Origin of the sequence: Mycolicibacterium neoaurum, from assembly GCF_036946495.1 — a bacterium.
Taxonomy (GTDB): Bacteria; Actinomycetota; Actinomycetes; order Mycobacteriales; family Mycobacteriaceae; genus Mycobacterium; species Mycobacterium neoaurum_B.
The window spans coordinates 100,234-123,203 of sequence record NZ_JAQIIX010000001.1; the positions used below are offsets into that span (position 1 = coordinate 100,234).

Genomic DNA, 22,970 nt, shown 5'->3' on the forward strand with positions numbered 1-22,970 from the left:
CCGCCGCATGCCGGTCGGGACCGCCGGATTCCCTACGGTCACTGCTGGATCCGCTCCGCTGCTGCCTGCGCGTCGCGCAGGGCGTCGGCGACGCTCTTGTTCCCGGCGGCGGCATCGTTGAGCTCGGTGCCGACAGCCTGGATCATCTCCTCGCCGCCCTTGCCCTGGGTGAGCGGCGACGCGTCGGCCAGGATCTCACCGACGGTCTTGTAGTAGTCGGCACCATAACCGTCGGACAGCACCTTCTGGTTGGTCAGCGAGCTCTGCCGGATGACCGCACCACCGTCGGCGACGCGTTCGGCGTCGATATCCGGCGAGGTCACCCAGGAGGCGAACGCCCACGCCGCGTCGGCGGCACCGGAGTTGGCCGGAATGGCCCAGCTCCACAGCCCGAGTGCGGATTTGCCGCCGGGGATGGGAGCCAGCGCGAACTGGCCGGCTCGCGGGCCGGAGGCACCCTCGGGATCGTTGAGCGCGGGCAGGTTCCAGTTGTAGCCGATCATCGAGGCCGCGTTGCCACCGGAGACCGAACGGAATGCCTCGTCGAAACCCCAGGACAGGCTGTTGGCAGGGGCGGCGGTCCGGTAGGTCTCGATATAGGCCTCCAGCGCGCGGGCGGCCTCGGGGGTGTCCAGGGTGGGCTTGCCGTCGGAGCCGTAGATCGAGCCGCCCGCCGCGAACAACCAGTTGGCCCATTCCTCGAAGATCTTGTAACCGCGCTGGGGTTGCATCGCGATACCGGCGCGTTCGGGGGTCTTCAGGCGTTGTGAGGTGGAGACCAGCGCGTCCAGATCGGTCGGTGCGCTCAGCCCGGCGGCAGTGAGATCACCGGTGTTGTAGATGTAGCCGAGGGCGTAGTTGTAGAACGGCACACCGTAGGTGGTGCCCTCGACATCGGTGATCTCGGTCAGCGAGTCGAAGAAGTCGTCCGGCCGGTAGTCGGTGGTGGCGGCGATACGGTCGTTCAGCGGCTCCAGGAAGCCGGCGTCAGCGAAATCGTCCATCCACGGGTTGTCCACCACGATCAGGTCGTAGGCCGGCTCGGAGGCCTGGAAGGAGGACACCAGCCGGTCGCGCATCTGGTCGAACGTCATGGTCTCGATCTCGACCTTGATACCGGGATACTTCTGATTGAACTGTCCGACAAGGCCTTTGACGATATCGGTATCCGGGACGTTCTCCATCAGCACCCGCACGGTGGCGTTGGTGTCGGTGGGCACATCGCCCACGCCGGAGGAGCTCTGCTCGCCGGAGCCGCCGCTGCCTGCGCAGCCGGCGAGGGTGAGGCTGGTGGCGGCGATGATCGCGGTCAACCAGCGCGAGGTCGGTATTTTCATGGTCCTCACTTTTCTGTGTCCGTGGGGTCGAGCGGGGGATCGAGCGTGCAGGGGATCGGCCAGGCGATGGCGACGTCTCAGTCCATGTAGGCACCGCCGTTGACGGACAGTGCTTCGCCGGTGATGAAGCGGGCGTCCTCGGAGACCAGGAAGGCCACCGCCCGTGCCACGTCATCGGGGGTTTGCAGGCGGCCCAGCGGGGTGGCGTCGATCCAGGACTGGCGCACCCCGTCGGGGGTGGAGCCGCTGAGGGTGGCCTCCCATTCCAGCTCGCGGCTCTGCATCGGGGTGGCCACAAAGCCGGGGCACACACAGTTGACCGTGATGTCGTTGGCCGCCAATTCGAAGGCCATCGCCTGGGTGAGGCCGAGCACGCCGAACTTGGAAGCGACATAGTCGGCGAGGAAGGGCACCCGGCCCTGTTTGGCGGCCATCGACGCGGTGTTGACGATCGTCCCGTTGACCCCGGTCCGGATCATCGCCCTGGCGGCTGCCTGCCCGCACAGGAACACGCCCTTGAGATTGATGTCCAGGCTGCGGTCGAGCTGTTCGATCGAGACGTCGACGAAACGGGCCATCGCCGAGATGCCGGCATTGCTGACCCATGCGTGCAGGCCGAGGCGGTCGGCCACATCGTCGGCCAGGGCGGAGGCGGCGGCGGCATCGGTGACATCGAGGCGGGAAGCCTCGTGCCCGGACCCGGTGAGACCTGCACGGGTCTGCTCGGCGGCCGCGGCATCGATATCGGAGACCACCACCCGCCATCCGCGCTCGGCGAGGGTGGTGGCGATGGCCCGGCCGATCCCCGAGCCGGCGCCGGTGACGACGGCGGTCTGGTTGGTGGGGTTGTCGAGGGTGGTCATGGCCGGGCCTTTCGGGCGATGCGGTGGGATATCGGGGTGAGCACGTCGCCGAGTTCGCGCCATTGGGTGTAGGCCTCGGCGTATCGGTCGACGTTCTTCGGGTTGGGCAGGACGGGCTCGCCGAGGGTCTGGAACTTCGCGGTGCTGTCCCAGCCGTCCAGCAGTCCCGTGCCGACCGCGGCGATGACGGCCGCACCGAGTGAGGCACCGGGGTGCCCGACGACGGGCGACAGCGGTGTGTCGAGGACATCGGCGAGGATCTGCTTCCACAGCACCGATTTACTGCCGCCGTTGGTCACCAGCGCACGCTGCAACCCGACACCCATGGCGGCGAAGACTTCGGTGTGGTGCTTGAAGCCGAAGGCGATCGCCTCCAGGACCGAGCGGTACATGTCGGCGCGGGTGTGTGCCAGGTCCAGGCCGACGAACGCGCCACGCAGGTCGGGATCGTGCAGCGGGCTCTTCTCGCCGAGAAAGTAGGGAAGGCAGAGGATTTCGGCCGGATTGCGGGTGTCGGCCTCATCGTCGAGGGCGACCAGGTCGATACCGCCGGACAGCGTCTGGAACCAGCGGATCAGGCTGCCGCTGGTGGCCATGCATCCGTTGGGCAGCCAGCGGCCCGGTACCGGATGGGCATCGAGGTAGAGCCGGGCGTCGATGACCGGTGTATCGGCGGCGGCCAGGATATCCCCGGCACCGCCGAGTTTGACCAGCCAGTCGCCTGCGGTGTTGATGCCCGCGGCGTAGGCCGAGAGGACGTGATCGGCGCCGCCGACGATGAGCGGAAGTCCGGCATTCAGTCCGGTGGCCGCGGCGGCCGCGGCGCTCAGTTCGCCGGCCTGGGTACCCGGCGCCAGTACCGCGGGCACCAGCTCGGGGGACAACCCCGCCGCGGTGTACATCGGTTCGAAGCGCTCACCCTCGACGGTGCCCAGCCCGGACTCCAGCGCCCAGTTCAGCTCGACGTGGGCGGGGGCGCCGAGCGCCATCAATGCCCAGTCGTAGGAGCCGACGAGATGGGCGGTGGCCGCCCAGTGCTGCGGCTCGTGGTGTTGCAGCCACAATGCCGTCGGCGCCACCGATTGCTGGGTGATGGCCGAACCGGTAGCGCGCAGGACCGTCGCGTCGTCCAGGGTGTTCTTCAGCTCGACGATCTCGGCGGTGGCGCGGGCGTCGTTCTGTAGCAGGGCCCGCCGTATTGGTGCGCCGTCGCGATCGACCGCGATGACGGCCGGGACCATACCGGTGGTGGACAACGCGGCGATGCGATCGCTGGCGACACCGGACTCGGCCAGCACCTCGCGGATTCCGGCATGGACATTGCGCAGCCATTGGGCGGGATCGGCCTCGGCATGGCCCGGGGCGTCCGAGAACAGCCGGCTCTCGTGGGTCGCCTGGGCGATGATGCGTGCGCGAGCGATGTCGACGAGCACGGTCTTGGTGCCGGTGGTGCCGATATCGATGCCGATGGTGAACTCCGGCATGCCATCCCTTCGGTCGGTCGCTGGATGTTTCTGGGGGTGGGACCACAATACTGACTCTGTTATATTCTCACAACAGGTGAGCGTCAATCACGAATAATCACGCAATCCCGCTGGATTTATGTGATTAAGTAACATAGGTTTAACCACCAGCGCATCTGATCGCGACGCTCTTCCATCCCGTGAAGCTCTGAAAACCCATGAAGCGGAGAGGCAATCCCCATGACCAGTTGGCTCGATGACGTATTCGGCGTGCAGAAGCCGGTAATCGCCATGCTGCACCTGGCCGCGCTGCCCGGCGACCCCGGATTCGACTCGGCGGCCGGGATCAAGGCCGTGGTCGAGCGCGCGAAGCAAGAGTTGGATGCGCTGCAGTCCGGCGGTGTCGACGGCGTCATGGTCTCCAACGAGTTCAGCCTGCCGTACCTGACCAAGACCGAGCCGATCACGGCGATCACGATGGCCCGGGTGATCGGCGAGCTGCTCGGGGACTTCACGGTGCCCTATGGCGTCAACGTGCTGTGGGACGGCCGGGCGTCGATCGATCTGGCGGTGGCCACCGGCGCACAGTGGGTGCGCGAGATCTTCACCGGCGTATACGCCAGCGATTTCGGACTCTGGGACACCAACGTCGGTGAGGTGGCCCGGCATCGGGCCCGCATCGGCGGTGCCGGCGTGAAGCTGTTGTTCAACATCGTGCCGGAGTCCGCGGTGTACCTGGCCCAGCGGGACCTGGCCTCGGTCACGGCCACCACCGTCTTCGCGACCAAGCCGGACGCGATCTGCGTCTCCGGTCTGACCGCCGGTGCCTCGACCGACACCCAGGCATTGCGGGTGGTCAAGGACAACGCCGGAGCGGTACCGGTTTTCGTCAACACCGGGGTGCGCGCCCACAATGCGGCCGAACAGCTGTCGATCGCCGACGGTGCGGTCGTCGGCACGTACTTCAAGGAGGACGGCAAGTTCGAGAACCGCGCTGTGGCGTCGCGGGCCGCCGAATTGATGGACGCGGTCAAGGAATTCCGTACCTCGTTATGAGCGAGGACTTGCGGCTCCTGGCGATCGAGGCGGCGCGCCACGGCGCAGCGGTATGCATGCAGCACTGGGGTGCGCAGGTACCCATCACCACCAAGGCAGCCGCGGGTGACGTGGTGACCGCGGTGGACACCGCCGCCGAACAGACCGTCCGGGAGATCCTGCTCGCGGCCCGTCCCGATGATGGTGTGCTCGGTGAGGAACTGGCCGAACAGATCGGTACGGGGCCGGTTCAGTGGGTCGTCGACCCGCTCGATGGGACGACGAATTACGTTCGGCGCCTGCCGTTCTTCGGTACCTCGGTGGCGGCGCGTTCACGAGTGGACGGGTCCTGGTTGGCCGGCGCGGTGTGCGCGCCGGCCCTGGGCACCACCTGGAGCGCGGCAAAAGGGTATGGCGCCCGGGTCGATTCGGGTGGCGGCGAAGTCTCGCTGCCACTACCGCTCATGGAGTCCTCGGTGCGACTGCTCGGCACCGGGCTGTCGTATGACCCGGGCCACCGGCGCCGCCAGCTTCGCGATCTGGGGGCGGTGATGACCGGGTACACGGATATGCGCCGCTTCGGGGCCGCCGCACTCGACCTGTGCCTGCTGGCCCAGGGCAGCCTCGACGCCTTCGTCGAAGATGATCTGGCAGTGCACGATTGGGCCGCCGGTGCGCTCATCGCCGAGGAGGCCGGCGTGACGGTGGCGCGGGCCGAGGATGGCGGGGTCTCAGCGCGTCGACGCTGAACGTTCGGCGTTGACACACACCACGGAGACCCCCGACGCGCGCAATGCCTCCACGGTCGGATGGGACGACGGTCCATCGGTGACCAGGATCGAGATCGCCGACACCGGTGCGACATTGATCAACTGCACCCGCCCGAGCTTGGACGCGTCGGCGGCGACGATCACCCGGTCCGCCGACCGCATGGCGGCCTGCTTGACGTTGCCTTCCTCGCGGTGATATTCGGAGGCTCCGCGCTTTCCGTCGACACCGGCGATCCCCATGACGTAGGTGTCGCAGTTGTAGCGCAGATAGAAGTCCTCGGCTTCGGCGCCGATCAGGCTCAGCTCACCGGGGCGCACCTTGCCGCCGGTCAGCAGGATCGTGGTGTCCGGTTCGTCGGCCAGTTCGACGGCGACCAGCACGCTGGGGGTGATCACCGTCAGGCCGAGATTGCGGCCCTTGACGGCGCGGGCCACCGCCAGCACCGTGCTGCCGCTGTCGAGGATCACCGTCTCGCGGGGGCGCAGCAGATCGGCCACCGCATGGGCGATGTGCAGTTTTTCGTCGGCGGAGTCGGCGGCGCGCGCATCGAAGGACGGTTCGGTGGATTTGCCGCCGTAGGCGATGGCGCCACCGAGGACGCGGCGGGCGATGCCCTGTTCCTCCAACCGCTCGATATCGCGGCGGATCGTCATCTCCGAGACGTCGAATTCGCCCGCCAGCGTGGCGAAGTCGACCTCACGGTCGGTGTGGATCCGGGCGGCGATGGCCGCCCGCCGGGCGTGCGCGCTGAGGCCGGCGGTCATGACGGAAGTGTATGTGAAAGATGTGAATCAATCACACGAGATCGGATATGGCGGGCTCAGGCCGCAACGGGTTTCGGCGCCGGGATGGTCCGCCGCTCTCGCATCGACGCCCACAGCGCCGCGGTGGCGGCCGTGCAGGCGCCCGCTCCGGCCACGTGCAGCGCGACGAGTGCCTCCGGGACACCGGTGAAGAACTGCACGGCGCCCAGCGCGCCCTGGGCGATCACCAGCACGACGACCGCGACCAACCGGATCCGCACCGGCCGCGGTGCGCCGACGGCAAGCAGGGCGAAGCCCAGCCCCACCACCAGCGACAGATAACCGATCAGCAGGGTGGAGTGCATGTGCACCAGCGTGGTGATCTCCACCTCCAGGCGGGGTACCGGTCGCTCGGGGCTCTTGTCGCCGGCGTGCGGGCCCGCGCCGGTGACCATCGTTCCGGTCACCAGGACCGCCGAGAGTGCCAGCCCGCTCAGTGCCGTCAGCTGCCGCAGCGGTCTGGGCACCACCGCGGTCGGTGTGCCGTCATCGGGTTCGCCGATCTTGGCGAACAACAACACCGCAAGCCAGACCATCGCCATCGACACCAGCAGGTGGATCGCCACGGTCCACCACAGCAATCCGGTGAGCACGGTGATACCGCCGATGACCGCCTGCAGGACCGTGGAGGCCGGCATCAGCCACGCATAGCAGAGGACCTCACGGCGGCGGCGGGCACGGGTCACGGCGATGACCGCGGCCGCCGCGGTGAGCACCACCAGGAAGGTCAGCATCCGATTACCGAATTCCACCGCCTGGTGGATGCCGGGCACCTCGGGATGTGGCACCGGGGTGAAACTCCCCGGAAAACACTGCGGCCAGGTCGGGCAGCCCAGACCCGACGCCGTGACACGCACGATGGCACCGGTGACGGCGATTCCGCCCTGGGTCAGGATGACCAGGAAGGCCGCGATGCGCTGGGTGCCCAGGCTGGGCATCGGCAGCATGTCGACAAGTCGCAGGAAGAGTCGTCCGACAGCCACGGATCCGATGGTAGAGCAGCGCTAACTACGCGATGTAGTAGGGGCGACGAACGCGGCCCGGCCTCAACACCAGATCGCCAGTGGTCGCCCCCGCGAATCGAGTTGCGGCGGGTCGGGGAGGCTGAACGCCACCCCTGTCGCGATGCGCTGCGCACTCCACGCGGCGGCGGCCGCATCGAGCACGTCATCGGCGGGGACGCCCGCGGCGGCGCCGAGGTCCTCGGGGATATCGATCCCGTGCCGGGCCAGCACACGCAATCGGGCCCGCTGACCACGCCAGCTCTTCTTCTTGCCGTCCTCGGTCGTCAGACCCATCTCGCGGAAGGACAGCTCGGGATGTACCTCGAACAGCGGTAGCGCGGAATCGGCGTGCAGCGCCTCGGCTTCCAGGAATTTCTGCCGTAGACCCCAGGTCTGGATGCTGATCCCGGCTCCGGTGATTTCTCTTGCCGTCACGCACGCGGCTGCATGGTCGGGTGCATCGAACACCGGCCGCGGCGGCATCAGGAACAGACTCGACGACCGCGCGCCCAGTCGGCGCTGGGCCGCCCGGTCGGAGGTCCGCACCGCGTCGTCGAGCAGACCCAGCGGAATGTCGACGCCGACCACCCGGGCATCGGGCACCGCCGCGATGAGTGCGGCCAGACGCGGGTCGACATGTGCCCCGCGATAACGGCCGTCCCGCAGCTCGATGCCGACCCAGCCGCCCTTCCAGCCGTCGACACCAAGGGTGATCACCGGCTTCAGGTGAACCGGAACCAGCGCAGCGCGGCCAGCGCCGACAACGCACCCCACCCGGCGAGTACGGCAACCCCGAACCAATCGACCGACAGCGTCATCGCCTGCGTCAGTGCCTCGGTCAGCGCCCCGGACGGGGTCAATCGGGCGACCCAGCGCAGTGCCGCCGGAACCGGGCCGCCGTCGAGGGTCAGCGCGCCGAGCCCGGCGAAGACGAACCACAGCAGGTTCGCCAGCGCCAGCACGATCTCCGAGCGCAGCGTGCCGCCGAGGAGTAGACCGAGGGCGGCGAACGTCGCCGTGCCCAGGGCGATCACGATCGCTCCCAACGCCAGGGCAGCGACCGGCGGTCGCCAGCCCAGTGCGACGCCGATGGCGCCCAACAGGATCGACTGCAGGAAGACCACGGTCACGACGGCCAGCGACTTCCCGGCGATGACACCCCACACCGGCAGCGCGGTGGCGCCCAGCCGCTTGAGCGCCCCGTATCGGCGGTCGAACGCGACGGCGATGGCCTGCCCGGTGAACGCCGTGGAGATGACCGCCAGCGCCATGATGGCCGGTGTGAAGGTCGCCGCGCGGTTGTCCCCGAACTCGCCCAGCGGCAGCAGCGTGAGGCCGACCAGCAGGGTGATCGGGATGAACATGGTGAGCAGCAACTGCTCTCCGTTGCGCAGCAGCAGCTTGAGCTCAAGGCCGAACTGGGCGGTCAGCATCGCACCGACAGCGGCGGGCCGGGGATCGGGGGAGAAGGTCCCCGCGGCAAAACGATTGGTGCTCATCTCAGCTCCCGGCCGGTCAGATCGAGGAAGACGTCCTCCAGGCTGCGTTGCTCCACCCTCATGTCGGTGGCCAGCACGTTCACCCGGGCGCACCATGCGGTGACGGTGGCCAGCACCTGGGGATCGATGCGCCCCTCCACGAGGTACTCACCCGCGGTGGTCTCGCTGGCCCGGTAGTTCTCCGGCAGCGCCGAGACGAGTAGCGAAAGGTCGAGCCGGGGTGGGGCCGTGAATCGCAGTTGGTTCTCGGCTCCGCTGCGCATCAACTCGGCGGGGGTGCCCGCGGCGACGGTGCGGCCGTGATCGATGATGACCAGCCGGTCGGCCAGCTCCTCGGCCTCGCTCAGGTGATGGGTGGTCAGCACGACGGTGACGCCGTCGCGGCGCAGCGCTTCGATGAGTTCCCACACCACGATGCGGGCGTGGGCGTCCATGCCCGCGGTCGGTTCGTCGAGGAACACCAGCTCGGGGCGCCCCACCACGGCGCAGGCCAGCGCCAGTCGCTGCTGTTGCCCGCCGGAGAGCCTGCGGTAGGTGGTGCGGGCGGCATCGGTGAGGCCGAGAGTGTCGAGCAACCACTGCGGGTCGAGGGGGTCGGCGGCATAGGAGGCAACCAGATTCAGCATCTCGCCGGCACGCGCGGCCGGGTAACCGCCGCCACCCTGCAACATGACCCCGATCCGCTCGCGCAGCCGGGCGTTGTCCGCCGTGGGATCCAGGCCGAGGATCTCGATGCGGCCGGCATCCGGCCGCAGGAATCCCTCGCACATCTCCACGGTCGTGGTCTTGCCCGCACCGTTGGGTCCGAGTAGGGCGAACACCTCGGCGCGACGCACCTCCAGATCGAGGTTGTCGACGGCGGCGGGTGCCGAGGCCGGTCCGTAGCGTTTGGTCACCCCGAGCAGGCGTACGACAGCGTCAGAACCGGTGGTCACGGAGATTCAGCGTAGGCGTCGGGTTTGGCAGCCGGTGGCTCTGGTCCGGGTCGCGGGTCGTCGGGGCCCGGCGGTGGCAGCGCGCGCCACGGCAGATGCCGGTAGGTGATGGCGATGATGATCAGCACGATCACCGCGCTGGCCAGCGTGGCGTCCAGAATCTGGAACAGCGCGAACCGGTCGCCGTTCGCGGTCGGCCCGAAGATGCCCACCACCAGCGTGATACCGATGGCGGACCCGCGGAAACCGGGTCGGGTGGCCCAGGTGGCCAGCGGGATGATCGCCCACAGCAGGTACCAGGGCTGCACCACCGGAAACAACAACACGCTGGCACCCAGCGCGACGCCGAGACCGCCGACCGGATGCAGACGGCCGCGCAGCACGGCCAGCAGCAGCCAGGTCACCAGGACCGCGATGATCATCACACCGATACCGCGCGTGAGGCCGAGCACCGATGTCGTGTGGTCGCCGAGGCCGAGCAAGATGCCGACCTGGCCGGTGCCGAGGGCGATCAGCGTCGGTGGCGACATCCAGGATCGGACGACGTTGGCGGTGCCGAGGGTGAAGACCCAGCCGAAGCCCAGGCCGCTGGCCCACCCGATGATCGCCATCACCGCCAGGGACAGTGCGCCCAGTGAGAAGCTCGCGGCGAGGAACGCCTTCACGGTGCCACCCCACTGCCAGGCCAGTGCCATCACCACGAAGCCCATCGCCAGCAGAGCGGGCAGCTTCACCTGGGAGGACATCGTGATGAGCACGGTGCCCGCGGCGAGCATCGCGGCGGCGTGTGGTGGCAGCCGCCAACTGTGTGCGCGCACTCCGTCGATACCGCGTAGCGCGAACTCGGTGCCGGCCAGCATCAGGCCGAGCATCAGTGCCTCGTTGTGGATGCCCGCGACAAGGTGCATGAACAACAACGGGTTGCACGGACCCAGCCAGAGCGCGCTGACCTCGGCGACGCCGCACCGCTGGGCCAGCCGCGGGGTGGCCCAGACGATCAGGCCGACGCCGACGAGCACCACCAGCCGGTGGCACAGCACCGCGGCGACGATGTTGTCCCCGGTGAGCACCGAGATGCCCTCGCCGATCCACAGGAACAGCGGTCCGTAGGGCGCCGGGGTTTCGCGCCACAGGCTGGGCACCGACAAGGTGAAGACATGGTCGAGCCCGAGCCCGGGTGCCGGCCCGACCTGATACGGGTCGAGTCCGATCCGGGCGATCTGACTCTGCGCCAGATAGGAGTAGACGTCCTTGCTGTACATCGGTGGGGCGAACAGCAGCGGCAGCAACCACAGCAGCAGGGTGCGGTCGAGCTGGCTGCGGGACATCCTGTGCGGGCCGAGCGCGAAGCGGCCCAGCATCAGCCAGGCCAGCGCCATCATCACCGCACCGGTCGTCGTCATGGTCAGCGATACGGTCTGGATGCGCGAGGGCAGGTTGAGCAGCCGGACGCCGAATGTCGGGTCCTGGACGACGGGCCGAGCACCAGCGCCCAGCGCGCCGATGGCCATCAGGACCGTCCCGGTCGCGCCGAAAACCCTGGTCCGGCGCAGTGAGACGACCTCGGCATTGTTCAGCGGCGAACCAACGGCTCGCTCGTCGGCATGCCAACGGGCGACCGCGGAACTGAAGGACCCGAGGGCGGTCATTCGAGCAGCGTAACGGCCGCCGCCAAGCGACCCTTCCGGGTAAGGGTTACCTTGGTGGAAGCGCCGATCGAATTCCGTCACAATGGTGTTGTGAAATTACGTCCGGAGACTTCCGCCGCCACCGGTGGTGCGCTGTCTTCGGTCTCCACCGATGGGCACACCCGCGGTGCCATCGTCCAGCTGCTGCTGGAAGGGCCGGTCACCGCCGGCGATATCGGAACCCGATTGGGTATCTCGGCCGCCGGCGTGCGTCGGCACCTCGACGCGCTGATCGAGGCCGGTGACGCCGAGGCGAGTGCGGCGGCGGCCTGGCAGCACAACGGTCGCGGCAGGCCGGCCAAGCGCTATCGGCTCACCGCAGCGGGGCGCGGAAAGCTCACCCACGCCTACGACGATCTCGCCGCGGCGGCCATGCGTCAGCTACGGGAGATCGGTGGCGATGACGCCGTGCGCACGTTCGCACGCCGCCGGATCGACGATCTGCTGGCCGGGATCGACGATGCCGTATCCACCGGCGACGTCGAGCGGACCGCCAACGAGGTCGCCGCGGCGTTGACCGAGGCCGGTTACGCGACGTCCACGGCACCGGTGGCCGGGCCGTTGCCCGGCGTGCAGCTCTGTCAGCATCATTGCCCGGTATCGCATGTGGCCGAGGAGTTCCCGGAGCTGTGTGAGGCCGAGCAGGAGGCCTTCGCGGAGATTCTGGGCACCCATGTCCAGCGGCTGGCCACCATCAGCAACGGTGATTTCGCCTGCACCACCCACGTTCCACTGAGCTCGACTCCGGCCACCGCCGGCGAGCCCACCGATGATCGGCACGCAGCCCGCGCCGATTCCACCACCACACAAGGAGTGTCGCGATGACCCTCACCCCCGAGACACCATTGACCCAGGAGGAAACCATTGCCTCCCTGGGCAATTACGGTTACGGCTGGTCGGATTCCGACGTCGCCGGCGCCAGTGCCCAGCGCGGTCTGTCCGAGGCGGTGGTCCGCGACATCTCGGCCAAGAAGAACGAGCCAGAATGGATGCTCGACATCCGGTTGAAGGCGCTGCGGACCTTCGACAAGAAGCCGATGCCCAATTGGGGATCGGATCTGGACGGCATCTACTTCGACAACATCAAGTACTTCGTGCGCTCCAGCGAGAAGCAGGCCGCCACGTGGGACGACCTGCCCGCAGATATCAAGAACACCTACGACAAGCTGGGTATCCCCGAGGCGGAGAAGCAGCGGCTGGTCTCCGGTGTCGCGGCCCAGTATGAGTCCGAAGTGGTCTACCACTCGATCCGTGAGGACCTCGAGGCCCAGGGCGTGATCTTCCTGGACACCGACTCGGGTCTGCGCGAGCATCCCGAGATCTTCCAGAAGTACTTCGGCACCGTGATCCCGGCCGGTGACAACAAGTTCTCCGCTCTCAACACCGCCGTGTGGTCGGGTGGTTCGTTCATCTATGTCCCGCCGGGCGTGCACGTCGACATCCCGCTGCAGGCCTACTTCCGGATCAACACCGAGAACATGGGCCAGTTCGAGCGCACCCTGATCATCGCCGACGAGGGCTCCTACGTGCACTACGTCGAGGGCTGCACGGCGCCGATCTACAAGAGCGATTCGCTGCACTCGGCGGTGGTGGAAATCATCTGCAAACCCAATGCGCGAGTGCGGTACACGACCATCCAGAACTGGTCGAACAACGTCTACAACCTGGTGACCAAGCGGGCCCGCGCCGAGGCCGGCGCCACCATGGAATGGGTCGATGGCAACATCGGGTCCAAGGTCACCATGAAGTATCCGGCGGTCTGGATGACCGGTGAGCACGCCAAGGGTGAGGTGCTTTCGGTCGCGTTCGCCGGTGAGGGCCAGCACCAGGACACCGGTGCCAAGATGCTGCACCTGGCTCCGAACACGTCGAGCAACATCGTGTCCAAGTCGGTGGCGCGCGGTGGTGGCCGTGCCTCCTACCGCGGGCTGGTCCAGGTGAACAAGGGTGCGCACGGCTCGAAGTCCAGCGTGAAATGCGATGCGCTGCTTGTCGATACGATCAGCCGGTCCGACACCTACCCCTATGTCGACATCCGCGAGGACGATGTCACGATGGGTCACGAGGCGACGGTGTCCAAGGTCAGCGAAGATCAGCTCTTCTACCTGATGAGCCGCGGCCTCACCGAGGACGAGGCGATGGCCATGGTGGTGCGCGGGTTCGTCGAGCCGATCGCCAAGGAGCTGCCCATGGAGTACGCCCTGGAGCTCAATCGGCTGATCGAACTGCAGATGGAAGGCGCGGTCGGTTAGTGGGCGAGCGACGCGACGGGAAGATGATCAAGTGAGTTCAGGTATCACCCAGGCAGTGGAGGGCTCGGCTAAGAGCGGCTCGGTGCTCAACCTCAACAAGGGCGAGCAGTTCGCCTCGTTCGACGTCAACGCCTTCGAGGTGCCCGCCGGGCGCGACGAGGTGTGGCGTTTCACCCCGCTCAAGCGGCTGCGCGGCCTGCACGACGGCTCGGCCCCGGCGACCGGTTCGGCGCCGATCGAGGTCAGCGAGCGCCCCGGTGTCACGGTCGAGACCGTCGCGCGCGACGACGAGCGCCTCGGCGCGGGCGGCGTGCCCGCCGACCGCGTTGCGGCACAGGCGTACTCGGCGTTCAACCAGGCGACCATCGTGACGGTCGCCCGGGCCGCCGAGGTGGCCGAGCCCATCGAGATCACGATCGCCGGTCCCGGAGTGGACACCGTGGCCTACGGGCACCTGCAGATCCGCGTCGAGGAACTCGCTCGCGCCACCGTCGTCGTCGACCTGCGCGGCAGCGGTGTCTACGCCGACAACGTCGAACTGATCGTCGGTGATGCGGCCGCGCTCGGGGTCATCTGGATCGCCGACTGGGCCGATGACACCGTCCACGTCAGCGCGCACCACGCCAAGCTCGGCAAGGACGCCACGCTGAGCCATGTCGCCGTCACCCTCGGTGGCGATGTGGTCCGCACCGCGGCCACCGTGCGTTTCACCGCGCCCGGCGGGGACGCGAAACTTCTGGGCACCTACTTCGCCGACGACGGGCAGTTCTTCGAGTCCCGCCTGCTGGTCGATCACGCGCATCCCAATTGCAAGTCCGATGTGTTGTACAAGGGTGCGCTGCAGGGAGATCCGAAGTCCCACAAGCCCGACGCGCACACGGTGTGGGTCGGTGACGTCCTGATCCGCGCCGAGGCCACCGGCACCGACACCTTCGAGATCAACCGCAACCTGGTGCTCACCGACGGCGCGCGCGCCGATTCGGTACCCAACCTCGAAATCGAGACCGGCGAGATCGCCGGTGCCGGACACGCCAGTGCCACCGGACGATTCGACGACGAGCAGTTGTTCTACCTGCGTGCCCGCGGCATCCCCGAAGAGCAGGCCCGCCGCCTGGTGGTGCGCGGCTTCTTCAACGAGATCATCGCCAAGATCGCCGTGCCCGCCGTCCGCGAGCGCCTCACCGAAGCCATCGAAAAAGAGCTGGCCATCACTGAATCGGAAACCAACTGATATGACGACTCTGGAAATCAAGGACCTGCACGCCTCGGTGTTCACCCCCGAGAACGAGGAAGTACCGATCCTCAAGGGTGTGAACCTGACCGTGAAGTCGGGGGAGACCCACGCCGTGATGGGCCCCAACGGCTCCGGTAAGTCCACGCTGTCCTACGCCATCGCCGGGCATCCCAAGTACACCGTCACTTCCGGGTCGATCACCCTGGATGGGCAGGATGTGCTGGAGATGTCGATCGACGAACGCGCCCGCGCCGGACTGTTCCTGGCGATGCAGTACCCCGTCGAGGTGCCCGGCGTGTCGATGTCAAATTTCCTGCGCACCGCCGCGACCGCGGTCCGTGGCGAGGCCCCCAAGCTGCGGCACTGGGTCAAAGAGGTCAAGGGGGCGATGGCCGATCTGGAGATCGACGCCGCATTCGGTGAGCGCAGCGTCAACGAGGGCTTCTCCGGCGGCGAGAAGAAGCGCCACGAGATCCTGCAGCTCGGGCTGCTCAAGCCGAAGATCGCCATCCTCGACGAGACCGACTCCGGTCTGGACGTCGACGCGCTGCGCGTCGTCAGCGAGGGTGTGAACCGGTACAAAGATGCCGAGAACGGTGGCGTGCTGCTGATCACGCACTACACCCGGATCCTGCGCTACATCCGCCCCGCTTTCGTGCACGTGTTCGTCGGCGGCCGCATCATCGAGTCCGGCGGTCCCGAGCTCGCCGACGAACTCGAGACCAACGGCTACGTGCGCTTCACCCAGACGGCCACAGCCTAGGAAGGAGTTCCAGATGACGCTGTCCGACATCCGTTCCGCAGCACTGGATCCGGAGGGGATCGCCCGTATCCGGGCCGACTTCCCCATCCTGAGCCGGGTGATGCGCGGCGGGTGTCAGCTGGCCTATCTGGACTCCGGTGCGACCTCGCAGAAACCCCTGCAGGTGCTCGATGCCGAGCGCACCTTCTTGACCACCTCCAACGGCGCGGTGCACCGTGGTGCCCATCAGCTGATGGAGGAGTCGACCGACGCCTATGAGCAGGGCCGCGCCGATATCGCGGCGTTCGTCGGTGCCGGCGACGATGAGCTGGTGTTCACCAAGAACGCCACCGAGGCCATCAATCTGGTCGCCTACACGTTGGGGGACCGGCGTTTTGCGAACGCGGTCGGGCCCGGCGATGTCATCGTCACCACCGAGCTCGAGCATCACGCCAACCTGATCCCCTGGCAGGAGCTGGCGGCTCGGACCGGGGCGACGCTGAAGTGGTACGCCATCTCCGAGGACGGCCGTATCGATCTGGACAGCTTGGAGCTCGACGAACGGGTGAAGGTGGTTGCCTTCACCCATCACTCGAATGTCACCGGCGCGGTGGCTCCGGTCGCCGAGTTGGTGGCGCGGGCCAGGGCGGTGGGTGCGCTGACCGTGCTGGACGCGTGCCAGTCGGTGCCGCATCAGCCGGTGGACTTCCACGCGCTCGACGTGGACTTCGCGGCCTTCTCCGGGCACAAGATGTTGGGGCCCACGGGGATCGGCGCACTGTACGGCCGCCGCGAGCTGTTGAACCAGCTGCCGCCGTTCCTGACCGGCGGTTCGATGATCGAGACCGTCACCATGGAGAAGGCCACCTACGCCGCCGCGCCCCAGCGATTCGAGGCGGGCACGCCGATGACCTCGCAGGTTGTCGGACTGGCCGCAGCGGCAAGGTATCTGACGGCTATCGGCATGAAGAAGGTGCAGGCGCACGAGAACGAGCTGGTGGCCGCCGCGCTGGCCGGCCTGGCCGACGTGCCGGGTGTGCGCATCATCGGCCCGACGGATACCGAACACCGCGGATCTCCGGTCAGCTTCGTCGTCGATGGGATCCATGCCCACGATGTCGGTCAGGTGCTCGATGACGAGGGGGTGGCCGTGCGGGTAGGCCACCACTGCGCCGCACCGTTGCATCGTCGGTTCGGGATCAGCGCCACGGCGCGTGCCTCGTTCGCGGTGTACAACACGGTCGACGAGGTGGACCGGCTGGTGGCCGGGGTCCGGCGCGCGGTCGAGTTCTTCGGGCGGTGAGACCATGAGAATGGAACAGATGTACCAGGAAGTGATCCTGGACCACTACAAGCACCCGCACCACCGCGGGCTGCGGGACCCGTTCGACGCCGAGGTCCACCATGTCAACCCGACATGCGGTGACGAGGTGACCCTGCGGGTACGGCTCTCGGGTGATTCGGACACGGTGGTGGACGTCTCCTATGACGGTCAGGGCTGCTCCATCAGCCAGGCCGCCACCTCCGTGCTCACCGATCAGGTGATCGGCCAGACCGTCGGGGATGCCCTCAAGACGGTCGCTGCCTTCACCGAGATGATCTCCTCACGCGGGAACATCTCCGGTGACGAGGATGTGATCGGCGACGGCATCGCCTTCGCCGGTGTGGCCAAGTATCCGGCGCGGGTGAAGTGCGCGTTGCTGGGGTGGACCGCTTTCAAAGCTGCGCTGGCCGAGGCCAGCCATGAGGACGTTGAGGACAAGCGATGAGTGAACCCAAGGCAGGCAACGACGAGTTTCTCGCCGACCTGGAAGAGGCCATGCGCGACGTCGTCGATCCCGAACTGGGGATCAACGTCGTCGACCTCGGCCTGGTGTACGGCCTGAACGTCGAGGACGGTGAGGCCGGCACCGTCGCGCTGATCGATATGACGCTGACGTCGGCGGCGTGTCCGCTGACCGACGTCATCGAGGACCAGTCCCGTAACGCGTTGGTGGGCCCCGGCTTGGTCGACGAGATCAAGATCAACTGGGTGTGGAACCCGCCGTGGGGACCGGACAAGATCACCGACGACGGTCGCGAGCAGCTGCGCGCGCTCGGCTTCACCGTCTGACCAGATCTACGCGAGGTCGGCGCGAGTCGACCAGCAAACAGTCGGAACGGTACGACCGCACCAGTTTTGTCGCCGAAACAGCACGACCATCCCGACGGTTGTCCTCGGTCGTCGTTAACTGAACCCGGTGCCGGCGATGAGACGCTCGGTGTCACGGGCCAATTCGGGCCCGTGGTGCCGAAATGTCGCTCCCGCATTTCGCCATATGGCCGGGTCGTGTCGGTTATTGTTCGGCATGCGACGGTCCGCCGGCGCAGGCACGTTCAAACATTTGGTGGCAAAACGAGTTTCAGTGCGGCGACCGTCGTTTCTGGTTCGGCGCACTGGTAGCGGTCTGCTGTGTGACGATTTGATTTTGTGCTGGGCACGATCGGCGGATGGTGTTGCGCCGCCGCGGTGCCCGCCGATGTCACGCCCTCCCGCCTTTACGTTCGGTGAAGGAGGACAGCGGCGATGCCCACGCCTGATATGCCTACGACTGATATGCCCACGCCCGATGAGACCCGCAAGCGGTGTGAACGGCGGCTATGGCTCGGAGCGGGGATGATGACCGCCGGTCTGGCCGCCGCCATCGCCTCGGGGCAGGGGATGGCCGCCGCGACGGCCGACGAAGGGTCGACCACCAGCAGTGCCAGTGCCGTCAGCTCGGCCGGTGACTCATCCACGTCGGCGCCGAGGACCGACGCAGGACGCGACTCCTCGCAGGCCGAATCCGCCTCGGCCGGTAGGGGGTCGGGTGAGGCGGACTCGGATGCTGACTCGACAGAGCCGGCCGGAAACCGCGGGCAGCGCAGCCCGTCCCGGCTGAACGAGACCACCCGATTCCCGATGCGGCACGAGGCATCCACCCGCGACGAGGAGCACGAATCGATGGCGGAGTTCGGTCGGCCACGGACCGTCGCGGTCGCCGATATCGACGTCGAGGCCAGGTCCGAGGTCGGGGTCGAAACCGAGTCGCAGGCAGCGGCTCCGGTGACGGACACGGTGGCCGAGCCCGGTGCGGTGATCGTCGAGGAGTGGCCCGACAAACCCTATGACCGGCGCAGGTCGGAGTCGGACATCCGTCGTGGGCAGACCGGTCGCGGCGACGGCCAAGCCGCCGGCCGTCCCGGCGTCGACGAACAGAGCAACCGGCCCCCGTCGACCGAGGAGGATCGGGGTACCTTGGGACCAGCTGTGTCGCAGAGCAGTTCGCTCAAGGCGGCCGCCTCGACCGCAGCGGCCGAACCCGCCGCCCCCGGTAGCGTGGTGCACGAGGTGATGGCGCGACTGGGCCTGACACCGGTGCTGCAGGCTCTCGATCACATCCGCACCGAGATCACGGCGATGATCCACCACGCGTGGGCGCAGGTCCGCGCGCTCTTCCTGGGCCCGTCCCGCACTCCGGTGGTGGTGCCCCCCGACACCGCGCCGGGCAATCCCGCGCCGGGTACTCCTTCTGAGGGCACCTCCGATCCGGTGTTGTTGTGGGAGACGAATTTCACCTCATTGGCCGAGGCGATGGAGTCGTGGTCGCTGCAGAGCGGCCGGTGGGGCCAGTCGGCCGGCGAGAACCAGTACTACACACCGGATTTCTCCAATGTCACCGTCGACGAGAACGGCTACCTGGTGATCAGCGTGCGCCGGGAGGCCACCCCGGACAATGCGGCCGCCCCGCATGATTACACCTCGGCGCGGGTGGTGTCCTACGGAAACCAGTCCGTCATGCCCAACAGCAGGATCGTGGCCCGCATCCAGATGCCGTATGCCGAGGGGCTGCTGCCCGCGTTCTGGATGGTCGGTCTGGAACCCGGCCACGAGTTCGACTGGCCTCGCCAGGGCGAGGTGGACATCGCGGAGTATCCCGGCTTCGGCTCCGCCGACGGCAGGACGAAGTGGACGGGCAACATCCACGGACCCGCGGCCGGTGACAACACCGTCGACGTCAAACTGCACGATGTGGGCGCCGATATCGGCACCGATCTGTCCGCGGGGTTCCACGAGTACGGCATCGATTGGTACACAGACCGCATCGTCTGGCACGTCGACGGTGTGCAGACCGGTGAGGTGACCAAGGCCGAGTACGAGGCGATGGGCGGTGACTGGACCCCGTTCTCCGGTGCCTGGCCCCACTATCTGATCCTGAACGTGGCGGTGGGCAATCCGTGGACCGGTGACCCCGATCCGACGGCGGCATTCCCCGAACAGCAGATGAAGGTGGACTGGGTGCGCGTCTACTCGCTCGACGCGGTCGCAAGCTGATGGCGGCCAGGACATACTGGGAATTGGGATTGCCTCCTCGACGTTAGGAAAAGTGTGAGTACAAAGGACATCACCGCAGCCGAATTCAAGTCGGTCATCGATGACAACGAGATCGTCATCGTCGACTTCTGGGCAACCTGGTGCGGTCCGTGTCGCGCCTTCGCTCCGACGTTCGGTGCCTCTGCGGACAAGCACCCCGATATCGTGCACGCCAAGGTCGATACCGAGGCCGAGCCCGAGCTGGCGCAGGCAGCCGAGATCCAGGCCATCCCGACCCTGATGGCCTTCAAGAAGGGCCACCAGGTGTTCCGCCAGTCCGGCGCTCTCGGTCCCGCTCAGCTCGAGGATCTGATCACCAAGATCAAGGAATTCGACATCGACGCGGCGATCGCGTCGCAGCAGAACTGACTGCCGATCTCCGACTGAGCCGTTGGCGGGGCCGTGCCGCGATAACGTGCACGGCGTGACTGAACACAGCGAATTCGTAAAGGTCTCCCACCCGGCGCCCGGCGTGGCGTTGGTCACGTTGAACAGGCCCGAGCGGATGAACTCGATGGCCTTCGACGTCATGGTTCCGCTGCGCGCCGTGCTGGGCGAGCTGCACCACGACAACTCGGTTCGGGTAGTCGTGCTGACCGGTGCCGGACGGGGGTTCTCCTCCGGCGCCGACCATAAATCCGCCGGCTCCGTGCCCCATGTCGACGGGCTCACCAGGCCGTCGTTCGCGCTGCGATCCATGGAGGTCCTCGACGATGTGATACTGGCCCTGCGCCGGTTGCATCAGCCCGTGATCGCGGCGGTCAACGGTGCGGCCATCGGCGGGGGATTGTGCCTGGCGTTGGCCTGCGATATCCGAATCGCCGCGGATGGGGCGTATTTTCGGGCGGCGGGTATCAACAACGGGCTGACGGCCAGCGAGCTCGGACTGTCCTATCTGCTTCCCCGCGCCATCGGGGCGTCGCGGGCCTTCGAGATCATGCTCACCGGTCGCGATGTCGATGCGGCCGAGGCCGAGCGGATCGGGCTGGTGTGCAGCGTGGTGCCCGACGACGAGCTGCTGGCACGCTGTTTCGAAACCGCGCAGCGGATCGCCGCGTTCTCCCGGCCGGGAATCGAGTTGACCAAGCGGACACTGTGGAGTGGACTGGACGCCGGTAGCTTGGAGGGCCATATGCAGGCCGAGGGACTCGGCCAACTGTATGTGCGACTGCTCACCGCCAACTTTGAAGAAGCGGTCGCGGCGCGCAAAGATAAGCGGTCGGCCGTATTCACCGACGACAGATGACGACAACCCGAGGAGAGCAGCAGCGTGATCACCGCAACGGACCTGGAGGTCCGCGCCGGGGCGCGCACTCTGCTGTCCATCGAGGGTTCCGCGCTGCGCATCCAGCCCGGCGACCGCATCGGCCTGGTGGGACGCAACGGCGCAGGCAAGACCACCACGATGCGCATCCTCGCCGGCGAGGGTGAGCCCTACGCGGGCAAGATCGAGCGCACCGGCGAGATCGGCTACCTGCCGCAGGACCCGCGCGAGGGCGACCTCGACGTGTTGGCACGCGATCGGGTGCTGTCCGCGCGTGGCCTGGACACCCTGCTGGCGGATCTGGAGAAGCAGCAGGTGCTGATGGCCGAGGTCGCCGACGACGCGGCCAGGGACAAGGCGGTGCGCCGGTACGGCCAATTGGAGGAGCGGTTCGCCGCGCTCGGCGGCTACGCGGCCGAGAGCGAGGCCGGGCGAATCTGCGCCAGTCTCGGCCTGCCCGACCGGGTACTCACCCAGCCGCTGCGCACCCTCTCCGGCGGTCAGCGCCGCCGTGTCGAGCTGGCCAGGATTCTGTTTGCCGCCGGCCAAGGATCGGGCACCGGATCCTCCAGCACGACATTGCTGCTCGATGAGCCCACCAACCACCTCGACGCGGACTCGATCGGTTGGCTGCGCACCTTCCTGCAGAATCACACGGGCGGTCTCGTGGTGATCAGTCACGATGTCGAGCTGCTCGCCGATGTGGTCAACCGGGTGTGGTTCCTCGACGCCGTGCGTGGTGAGGCCGATGTGTACAACATGGGTTGGCAGCGCTATCTCGACGCGCGGGCCACCGACGAGCAGCGTCGCCGTCGCGAACGCGCGAATGCCGAGAAGAAGGCGGGCGCACTGCGTGCGCAGGCGGCGAAGATGGGCGCAAAGGCCACCAAAGCCGTTGCCGCACAGAACATGCTGCGTCGCGCGGAACGGATGATAGCCGAGCTCGACGACGAGCGGGTGGCCGACAAAGTGGCGCGTATCAAGTTTCCGGTACCTGCACCATGTGGCAAAACACCCTTGGTGGTGAAGGGTTTGACCAAGACATACGGTTCGCTGGAAGTGTTCACCGGCGTCGATCTCGCCATCGACCGAGGTTCCCGTGTTGTGGTGTTGGGGCTCAACGGTGCCGGTAAGACGACGTTGCTGAGATTGCTCGCCGGCACCGAAACTCCTGATGCCGGCGGGCTTGTCCCCGGCCACGGCCTCAAGATCGGCTACTTCGCGCAGGAGCACGACACGCTCGACAATGCCGCGACGGTGTGGGAGAACATCAGGCACGCCGCACCCGACACCGGGGAGCAGGAGCTACGAGGTCTGTTGGGCGCCTTCATGTTCACCGGCCCGCAGCTGGAACAGCCCGCAGGGACACTGTCAGGTGGAGAGAAGACGCGGTTGGCGCTGGCCGGTCTGGTGGCCTCCACCGCCAACGTGCTGCTGCTCGACGAGCCGACCAACAATCTCGATCCCGCTTCTCGTGAACAGGTTCTCGACGCGTTGCGCAGCTATCAGGGCGCGGTGGTGCTGGTGACGCACGATCCCGGTGCGGCCGAAGCGCTGGATCCACAGCGGGTGGTGTTGTTGCCCGATGGCACCGAGGACTTCTGGTCGACCGAGTACCGGGACCTCATCGAACTGGCATAGGGCTTTCTGCAAGGCTTTTCGTCGATTCACCCCACACGCGTTTTAC

22 protein-coding genes are annotated in these 22,970 nt (G+C 67.3%); 13 read left to right on the top strand and 9 right to left on the bottom strand.

From position 1 onward, the window contains the following. Positions 1 to 38 precede the first annotated feature (38 nt). The 3 genes from PGN27_RS00410 to PGN27_RS00420 all read right to left on the bottom strand — a co-directional run bounded on the left by PGN27_RS00410 (position 39) and on the right by PGN27_RS00420 (position 3,684). Positions 39 to 1,337: an ABC transporter substrate-binding protein gene (locus PGN27_RS00410; RefSeq protein ID WP_335324300.1), complete on the bottom strand. Its 1,299-nt coding sequence runs from the start codon at positions 1,335 to 1,337 to the stop codon at positions 39 to 41. A 77-nt stretch (positions 1,338 to 1,414) separates the two neighbouring features. Next, positions 1,415 to 2,200 (bottom strand): SDR family NAD(P)-dependent oxidoreductase, encoded by a 786-nt coding sequence (locus tag PGN27_RS00415; protein ID WP_335324301.1) that lies wholly within the window; start codon positions 2,198 to 2,200, stop codon positions 1,415 to 1,417. Continuing rightward, positions 2,197 to 3,684: an FGGY-family carbohydrate kinase gene (locus PGN27_RS00420; protein WP_335324302.1), complete on the bottom strand. Its 1,488-nt coding sequence runs from the start codon at positions 3,682 to 3,684 to the stop codon at positions 2,197 to 2,199. The genes PGN27_RS00415 and PGN27_RS00420 overlap by 4 nt, the downstream gene beginning before the upstream one ends. 219 nt (positions 3,685 to 3,903) lie before the next feature. On the opposite strand from PGN27_RS00420, the gene PGN27_RS00425 reads away from it, so the two are divergent. Then, positions 3,904 to 4,719 (top strand): BtpA/SgcQ family protein, encoded by an 816-nt coding sequence (locus PGN27_RS00425; protein WP_030135656.1) that lies wholly within the window; start codon positions 3,904 to 3,906, stop codon positions 4,717 to 4,719. Next, complete coding sequence (locus PGN27_RS00430; RefSeq protein WP_335324303.1) at positions 4,716 to 5,447, top strand: inositol monophosphatase family protein; 732 nt, start codon at positions 4,716 to 4,718, stop codon at positions 5,445 to 5,447. Before PGN27_RS00425 ends, PGN27_RS00430 begins: the two co-directional genes overlap by 4 nt. Here the strand turns inward: PGN27_RS00430 and PGN27_RS00435 are convergent. The 6 genes from PGN27_RS00435 to mptB all read right to left on the bottom strand — a co-directional run bounded on the left by PGN27_RS00435 (position 5,430) and on the right by mptB (position 11,359). Next, positions 5,430 to 6,233 carry a DeoR/GlpR family DNA-binding transcription regulator gene (locus PGN27_RS00435; RefSeq protein ID WP_335324304.1) on the bottom strand — a complete coding sequence of 268 codons (804 nt, stop codon included), beginning with the start codon at positions 6,231 to 6,233 and terminating at the stop codon, positions 5,430 to 5,432. The two genes, PGN27_RS00430 and PGN27_RS00435, sit on opposite strands and share 18 nt — an antisense overlap. Before the next feature lie 56 nt (positions 6,234 to 6,289). Beyond that, positions 6,290 to 7,255, bottom strand: coding sequence for a COX15/CtaA family protein (locus PGN27_RS00440; protein ID WP_335324305.1), 966 nt, complete (start codon positions 7,253 to 7,255; stop codon positions 6,290 to 6,292). Positions 7,256 to 7,318: 63 nt separating this feature from the next. Next, entirely contained in the window at positions 7,319 to 7,993 is a 675-nt protein-coding gene (locus tag PGN27_RS00445; RefSeq protein WP_335324306.1) for a DUF429 domain-containing protein, read from the bottom strand. Between the two features lie 5 nt (positions 7,994 to 7,998). Further along, entirely contained in the window at positions 7,999 to 8,775 is a 777-nt protein-coding gene (locus PGN27_RS00450; protein ID WP_335324307.1) for an ABC transporter permease, read from the bottom strand. Then, a complete protein-coding gene (locus PGN27_RS00455; RefSeq protein ID WP_335324308.1) occupies positions 8,772 to 9,710 on the bottom strand; it encodes an ABC transporter ATP-binding protein in 939 nt (312 codons plus the stop codon). The genes PGN27_RS00450 and PGN27_RS00455 overlap by 4 nt, the downstream gene beginning before the upstream one ends. Next, positions 9,707 to 11,359: a polyprenol phosphomannose-dependent alpha 1,6 mannosyltransferase MptB gene (gene mptB, locus PGN27_RS00460; protein WP_335324309.1), complete on the bottom strand. Its 1,653-nt coding sequence runs from the start codon at positions 11,357 to 11,359 to the stop codon at positions 9,707 to 9,709. Before mptB ends, PGN27_RS00455 begins: the two co-directional genes overlap by 4 nt. 90 nt (positions 11,360 to 11,449) lie before the next feature. On the opposite strand from mptB, the gene PGN27_RS00465 reads away from it, so the two are divergent. From PGN27_RS00465 to PGN27_RS00515, 11 genes are all read left to right on the top strand, one after another. Next, positions 11,450 to 12,223: a helix-turn-helix transcriptional regulator gene (locus tag PGN27_RS00465; protein ID WP_335324310.1), complete on the top strand. Its 774-nt coding sequence runs from the start codon at positions 11,450 to 11,452 to the stop codon at positions 12,221 to 12,223. Continuing rightward, a complete protein-coding gene (gene sufB / locus PGN27_RS00470) occupies positions 12,220 to 13,650 on the top strand; it encodes a Fe-S cluster assembly protein SufB (RefSeq protein WP_335324311.1) in 1,431 nt (476 codons plus the stop codon). Before PGN27_RS00465 ends, sufB begins: the two co-directional genes overlap by 4 nt. 31 nt (positions 13,651 to 13,681) lie before the next feature. Beyond that, on the top strand, positions 13,682 to 14,881 hold the full coding sequence (sufD, locus tag PGN27_RS00475; RefSeq protein WP_335324312.1) for a Fe-S cluster assembly protein SufD: 1,200 nt from the start codon (positions 13,682 to 13,684) through the stop codon (positions 14,879 to 14,881). Between the two features lies 1 nt (position 14,882). After that, the gene (gene sufC, locus PGN27_RS00480) at positions 14,883 to 15,647 is read left to right on the top strand and encodes a Fe-S cluster assembly ATPase SufC (RefSeq protein WP_335324313.1); all 765 of its coding nucleotides are present in this window, start codon (positions 14,883 to 14,885) and stop codon (positions 15,645 to 15,647) included. 13 nt (positions 15,648 to 15,660) lie between these two features. Beyond that, positions 15,661 to 16,929 carry a cysteine desulfurase gene (locus tag PGN27_RS00485; protein ID WP_335324314.1) on the top strand — a complete coding sequence of 423 codons (1,269 nt, stop codon included), beginning with the start codon at positions 15,661 to 15,663 and terminating at the stop codon, positions 16,927 to 16,929. Between the two features lie 4 nt (positions 16,930 to 16,933). Continuing rightward, on the top strand, positions 16,934 to 17,395 hold the full coding sequence (gene sufU, locus PGN27_RS00490; protein WP_335324315.1) for a Fe-S cluster assembly sulfur transfer protein SufU: 462 nt from the start codon (positions 16,934 to 16,936) through the stop codon (positions 17,393 to 17,395). Then, on the top strand, positions 17,392 to 17,739 hold the full coding sequence (locus PGN27_RS00495) for a metal-sulfur cluster assembly factor (protein WP_019513131.1): 348 nt from the start codon (positions 17,392 to 17,394) through the stop codon (positions 17,737 to 17,739). Before sufU ends, PGN27_RS00495 begins: the two co-directional genes overlap by 4 nt. 453 nt (positions 17,740 to 18,192) lie before the next feature. Continuing rightward, on the top strand, positions 18,193 to 19,980 hold the full coding sequence (locus PGN27_RS00500) for a family 16 glycosylhydrolase (protein ID WP_335324316.1): 1,788 nt from the start codon (positions 18,193 to 18,195) through the stop codon (positions 19,978 to 19,980). Between the two features lie 54 nt (positions 19,981 to 20,034). Next, positions 20,035 to 20,388 (top strand): thioredoxin, encoded by a 354-nt coding sequence (trxA, locus tag PGN27_RS00505; RefSeq protein WP_418888507.1) that lies wholly within the window; start codon positions 20,035 to 20,037, stop codon positions 20,386 to 20,388. 46 nt (positions 20,389 to 20,434) lie between these two features. Then, complete coding sequence (locus PGN27_RS00510; protein ID WP_335324317.1) at positions 20,435 to 21,265, top strand: enoyl-CoA hydratase; 831 nt, start codon at positions 20,435 to 20,437, stop codon at positions 21,263 to 21,265. 24 nt (positions 21,266 to 21,289) lie between these two features. Then, positions 21,290 to 22,924, top strand: coding sequence for an ABC-F family ATP-binding cassette domain-containing protein (locus tag PGN27_RS00515; RefSeq protein ID WP_335324318.1), 1,635 nt, complete (start codon positions 21,290 to 21,292; stop codon positions 22,922 to 22,924). Positions 22,925 to 22,970: the final 46 nt, after the last annotated feature.